The sequence below is a fragment of the Streptomyces sp. NPDC059355 genome (assembly GCF_042752335.1).
Lineage (GTDB): Bacteria > Actinomycetota > Actinomycetes > Streptomycetales > Streptomycetaceae > Streptomyces.
Genome location: NZ_JBHYXN010000088.1, coordinates 1 through 5,100, shown reverse-complemented (window position 1 = coordinate 5,100; position 5,100 = coordinate 1). Strand labels below are relative to the sequence as shown.

Annotated in this window: 6 protein-coding genes; 4 read left to right on the top strand and 2 right to left on the bottom strand. The window is 68.1% G+C overall.

The annotated features are described in order from the left end of the window. Positions 1-507: 507 nt before the first annotated feature. The gene (locus tag ACFXGI_RS38400; RefSeq protein ID WP_384717653.1) at positions 508-1,356 is read right to left on the bottom strand and encodes an SDR family NAD(P)-dependent oxidoreductase; all 849 of its coding nucleotides are present in this window, start codon (positions 1,354-1,356) and stop codon (positions 508-510) included. Between the two features lie 103 nt (positions 1,357-1,459). Here ACFXGI_RS38400 and ACFXGI_RS38395 point away from each other — a divergent pair, with 103 nt between their 5' ends. Then, a complete protein-coding gene (locus ACFXGI_RS38395; protein WP_384717650.1) occupies positions 1,460-2,071 on the top strand; it encodes a CGNR zinc finger domain-containing protein in 612 nt (203 codons plus the stop codon). Positions 2,072-2,231: 160 nt separating this feature from the next. On the opposite strand, the gene ACFXGI_RS38390 is transcribed toward ACFXGI_RS38395, so the two are convergent. Further along, a complete protein-coding gene (locus ACFXGI_RS38390) occupies positions 2,232-2,702 on the bottom strand; it encodes a C2 domain-containing protein (protein ID WP_384717647.1) in 471 nt (156 codons plus the stop codon). A 135-nt stretch (positions 2,703-2,837) separates the two neighbouring features. Here ACFXGI_RS38390 and ACFXGI_RS38385 point away from each other — a divergent pair, with 135 nt between their 5' ends. From ACFXGI_RS38385 to ACFXGI_RS38375, 3 genes are all read left to right on the top strand, one after another. Next, positions 2,838-3,356 (top strand): MarR family winged helix-turn-helix transcriptional regulator, encoded by a 519-nt coding sequence (locus ACFXGI_RS38385; protein WP_384717644.1) that lies wholly within the window; start codon positions 2,838-2,840, stop codon positions 3,354-3,356. Between the two features lie 224 nt (positions 3,357-3,580). Next, the gene (locus tag ACFXGI_RS38380; protein WP_384717641.1) at positions 3,581-3,976 is read left to right on the top strand and encodes a hypothetical protein; all 396 of its coding nucleotides are present in this window, start codon (positions 3,581-3,583) and stop codon (positions 3,974-3,976) included. 119 nt (positions 3,977-4,095) lie between these two features. Further along, positions 4,096-4,950 (top strand): NmrA family NAD(P)-binding protein, encoded by an 855-nt coding sequence (locus tag ACFXGI_RS38375; protein WP_384717638.1) that lies wholly within the window; start codon positions 4,096-4,098, stop codon positions 4,948-4,950. Positions 4,951-5,100 lie beyond the last annotated feature (150 nt).

The following is a 5,100-nucleotide window of genomic DNA, read 5'->3' as shown; positions in this document are numbered from 1 at the left end:
AGCTGTTCAAGATCCTCGAACGAACCGAACCGAACAACGATGAGAAGCCCAACAACCTCCCCAAACGGCTTGACTCGATATAGCAGCCTCGGGGGAGGGGCACGAGGCGGGCTATGCGGGCCGCTCGACGTGGAGTGCGACCCCGTTGCCGACCCAAAAGCCAAGGCCGGCGGTGGTGCTGGCCGCCTGCGGCCAGGCGGCGCGGTGCGCTACCGTCCCGCGATGACGACGCCGTTGGCGACCGGCCCCGACCATCCGGCGTGCGGGATCTGTCCGGCGACGCGGCTCCCTCGCGAAGAGAATTCGTGATCTATGACCGTCCCAGGCCAGCGGGCGGAAGAACCGCGGCCGATGCCCGCCTGGGAGAGCGCGGAGCAGTGGTAGTGCAGGGGGCTGGGCCGAAGCCATCCGTCGTGACTTCGGCCAGACCGACTGGTCATGGCCGGGCGGTGAGGAGGACAGGGCCGCCTCCGCCATGACCGTGTTCCCAGCGGGATTCGTGGCTTACTACCTGTCGACGGCGTCGGTCACACTCCGCCAGCTGTCCAGGTCTGCGATCCGTGCCTCCAAAGCGGGGCGCATGCCCGTCGCGCTGGAGGCGCCAAGGGCTAAGCGCAGCGGGGGGGTGGGGTTGTCGACCGCGGTCCGGATGCCTGCGGCGATCCGTGCCGCGGCGGAGAACGCGGACGCCGGCAGCTCTCCGGTGCCCTTCTGAACCTCGCGGACGGTCTGGTCGTAGTCGCCCAGGCCGGCTGCGACATCGAGGTTGGCAAGGAAGGGGGTCGCGGTCAGCCCGGGCTGGATGATCGTGACCTTGATGCCGAGCGGTGCGACCTCGGCCGCGAGCGCGTCCGACAGCCCCTCGACCGCGTGCTTGGTGGCGGCCAGCAGACCCACGCCGGGATGGGCGGACTGACCGTAGACCGACGAGCCCTGGAGGATGTGCCCGGACCGCTGGGCGCGGAGTACCGGCAGCGTTGCGCGGAGCACGTTGAGCACTCCGAAGACATTGGTGTCGAACACGGCGCGGACCTGCGTGTCGGAGGCCTCCTCAACGGCTCCGAACAGTCCGTATCCCGCGTTGTTGGCCACCACGTCGATACGGCCGAAGCGTGCGAGCGTGCCTTCCACCGCGTCCCGGACGGCTTGCTCGTCACGTACGTCCGCCTGGATGAGAAGCAGGCGCTCACCGTGCGCTTCCGCCAGTTCGTCCAGGGAGGAGGTGTCGCGGGCGAGAGCCGAGACGGCGTCGCCGTTCTCCAGTGCCTGGAGCGTCAGTTCGCGGCCGATGCCGGACGTCGCGCCAGTGATCAGCCATGTGCGGAGGAGGGTCTGGGGGTTGGATGTTCGATTCATGTTGCGACCGTAAGCCGTTAGCTCGCAACGAGTCAACCTAGATCGACTGGAATGTTGCTCACTAGCCGGAGTAGTACCGCTCACGCTGATGTACCGTGAGGGGATGATCACTGCGGCAGCCGGATCCCCCAAACCCAGCCCACGCACCGTCACGCCGACGGTGGAGACCGTTCTCGCGTTCGTGAACACGCGCGCGGACGGATCGGGTCGCCGAGAGCTGTTCGGGGACGGCGACTCGTTCGCGGCGTGGCTGGCGGAGCGCGACGAGTTCGGCGGCGAAACCGTGGTGACCGACGCCGACGCCGCGGTCGCGCGCGAGCTGCGTGACGCCCTGGTGACTGTGCTGCTCGCACACTCGGGCGATGAGGAAAGCCTGGGTGAGCCGCTGCTGCGTGCCGAGCGGCACCTGCGGCGCGTGGGTGCGCTCTACCCGCTGGCGACGGTGGTCACGGCCAGCGGTGTTGAGCTGACTTCCCCACAGGCGGGGGTGCCGCGCGTGTTCGGAACCGTACTGGCTGCGGTGACGACGTTTGCGCAGAGCAGCGACTGGGGGCGCATCAAGGCGTGCCTGAACCCCCCATGCCATTTCGGTTTCTTCGACCGCACCCGCAATGGGGGAGGGCTGTACTGCAGTACAGGCTGTGGCTCTCAGGTGTCCATGCGCAAACACCGCCAGCGGCAGCGCCATGGCAGTGGTGCGCCGCCCGAGGCGTGAGACCGCCCTGCCAGCGAAAAGAGCAGTCATCCCCACCGGCAAGCGCAAATGCCGGAACCCTGACCTGGCCAGCATCTACCGGGCACTCGCCGAGCACGAGAAGCGCCAGGCGTATCCGGGCCGCCGCCGGGCCACCGCCCTCAGTGAGGAACGACAGGCCCTACGGCTCGCCAGTGATCTTCAAGAGCACCTCGCCCCTGGCCTTCGAACCCTCGCCGACCTGATACCAGGACTCCCTCGTCTCTCCGATGAGGATGTCTCGCACAGGAATGCGGGCCCGGCCGATGCGGTCGTCCTTGAGGAGGTCATCGTCCATCAGCTGCAGGTCCAGATCGCTCTCAGTGCTCTGGGCGGTGAACGTGAAGGTCTCGTTCCAGGTGACGTCGCTCCCAGCCTCCCTCACCGTTTTCGTCCTGTGCCTCTGGGCTCCCACCGAAACGACCGCGTAAGGATCGTTCTTCCCGAGAAGACCGTCCTCATGATGGAGGTTCCGGGCTCCCACCACCGTGACCCGAAGGTTCGGAACCGCTTTGGCGTGGAAGTACACAGGGGATGCATGAGGGCTCGCCGCGGCGCAGCAGAGCAGGGCTGCGATGGCGACGAGCGCGTGACGGTACCGGCCGGTGGTCATGACCGGTCAACGACACCAGGGCATCACGGTCACCCACCCCGATCTGGTGGAAGTTCAATACTGGAGCCCGCCAGTACCAAGGCCGGAGATCTGGGCGCCTTGACAGCCCAAGTGATTAGCCGCCATATTATTTGCATGACGAGGGACGGCATCGATGGCGAGGCACCCACGCTGGACCAGGCCAGGCGGCAGGTCGAGCACTACGGCCTGGAGGTCGATCCGCAGGCGGTGCTGGCCGCGGTGCGGCTGATCTCTGCGGGTGCGAGGGTCGGCCGGGCGGCCGAGACGCACTTTGCCAGGTTCGGCCTGTCGACGGGGCGCTACCGCCTGCTCGCCGACCTCGAAGACCACGGCGGGGAGAAGTCCCCCTCGCACCTCGCGGCCGACCTCGGTGTCTCCAGGGCCACGATCACCGGCCTGCTGGACGGCCTCGAACGCGAGGGCCTGATCGCCCGCCGCCCGTCCGTGGAGGACGGCCGGGGCACGGTGGCCGTTCTGGCCGCGCACGGTGCGCAGCGCCTGCGCGACATGGCGTCCGAGCATTTCGGGCGGCTCGAGGCGATGGTGGGCGGGCTTTCCATCGAGGAGCGTGCGGTGTTCCTGGATCTGCTCGCCCGCGTCGTGCGCGGCAGTGCGGCTCTGGCCGCTGACTGACCCTGCTCTCAGCTTGTTTGGCCCCGCCCTCCGGGTAGGGCCCTTTTTACGAGGCAATAGTTAGCTGCCTAATTATATTGGCGGAGTAGGCCTGCGCCTCCGCCGCAACCCTTCGCTTCCCTCACACGAACGAGAAAGAGGCCAGCATGCCCGCAACAAAGGACAGAACCAGCCGAAACCGGGCAGCCTCCCGGACATCCCGGCCGTTCACCTTGTGGCGCGAGGTGCTGACCGCCTACGCCGCCCCCGCGCTGATGGCCGGTACCGCCGGAGTGGTCACCGGGCAGCAGGACCTGGCCGTGGCCGCCTGCACCTCCATCGCCGGCACCTCCGCCGTGGTGGCGTTCGCGGTTGGCACCTGGCTGCGGCACGGCGGGCAGCCCCGACGGTGGACCACCACCACGCCGCGCGCCGCCCTGACCGCCGCACTCGTCATCACCGCCGCCGGCGCGGCGGCCCTGCTGGGATGGTTCACCTCCCAATGGCTACCCGCCCACAGCCCGATCCCCACCACCCCGTGGCTGGAGCGCCTGCGCATCGACCTTCCCGTATCCGCAGCCCTCGCCACCACCATCGTCACCCTGCGCTGGCGCAGCACCACCACAGCATCCCCGACATAGCCCACCCCGGCACCGGGCCTACCCACCCCACGAGCCCGAACCCGAACCCGACCGAGCCCACCCCGGCAGCACCCGCCGCCGGGAAGTCACCAAGGAATGAGCACACGATGATCGTTGTCATGGGAGCGACCGGAGCAACCGGGAACGCCCTGCTCCACAGCCTGCTCACACTCGGCACACCCGTCCGCGCACTGACCCGGACCCCGCACAGGCCGATACCCGGCATAACCGGCGCACACCAACCGCCCGTCGAGGTTCAGTACGCCGACGCCACCGATCCCCACTCCCTGCGCGCCGCCTTCAAGGGCGCCCGCCAGCTCTTCCTCGCCCTGGCCAACAGCCCCGCACAGGTCGAACTCGAAACCCGTGTCATCGACATCGCCGCCCACACCGGCATCGGACACATCGTCAAGATCTCCGCACCCGCCGCCGAACCCGACTCCCCAGTCGCAATCTCCCGCGGACACCACGCCGTCGAGGAACACCTGCGCGCCAGCGGCCTCACCCACACCATCCTGCGCCCCTACGCGTTCATGCAGAACCTCCTGCGCCTGGCCCCCACCGTCGCCCAGGGCATCATCCTCGGCACGGCGGGCGGGGCGCCTTTCAACCACATCGACTGCCGCGACATCGGCGACATCGCCGCCGCCGCCCTCACCAGGCCCGACATCGCCGGCGGCACCTACACCGTGACCGGACCCGAAGCCGTCTCCTACCCCGAACTCGCCTCACGACTGACCACCCTGACCGGCAATGAGATCCGCTACGTCAACCTCACCCCGGACGAACTGCGCAACAACCTCATCCATAAGGCCCACATACCCACCTGGCTCGCCGACCACGTGACGGAGATCCAGCAACTCGCCATCACCCGACCCGAAACCCCCACCACCACCGTCATCGACATCCTCGGCCGACCGCCCCGCACCCTCGACGCCTTCCTGCACGAACACCACGCCCACTTCTGCCGATAAGACGCCGGGTCTGTACGGTCAACGGCTCTGTCTCATATTCGGTGGTGACGCAGGGTGAACCGTTCCGACTTTCCTGCCGGTGGTTTGTTGGCCGGTGATCAGTCGGCCAAGGGTTCTGGGTCAGCGTAGTGGGCTGCCTCGAACTCGGCT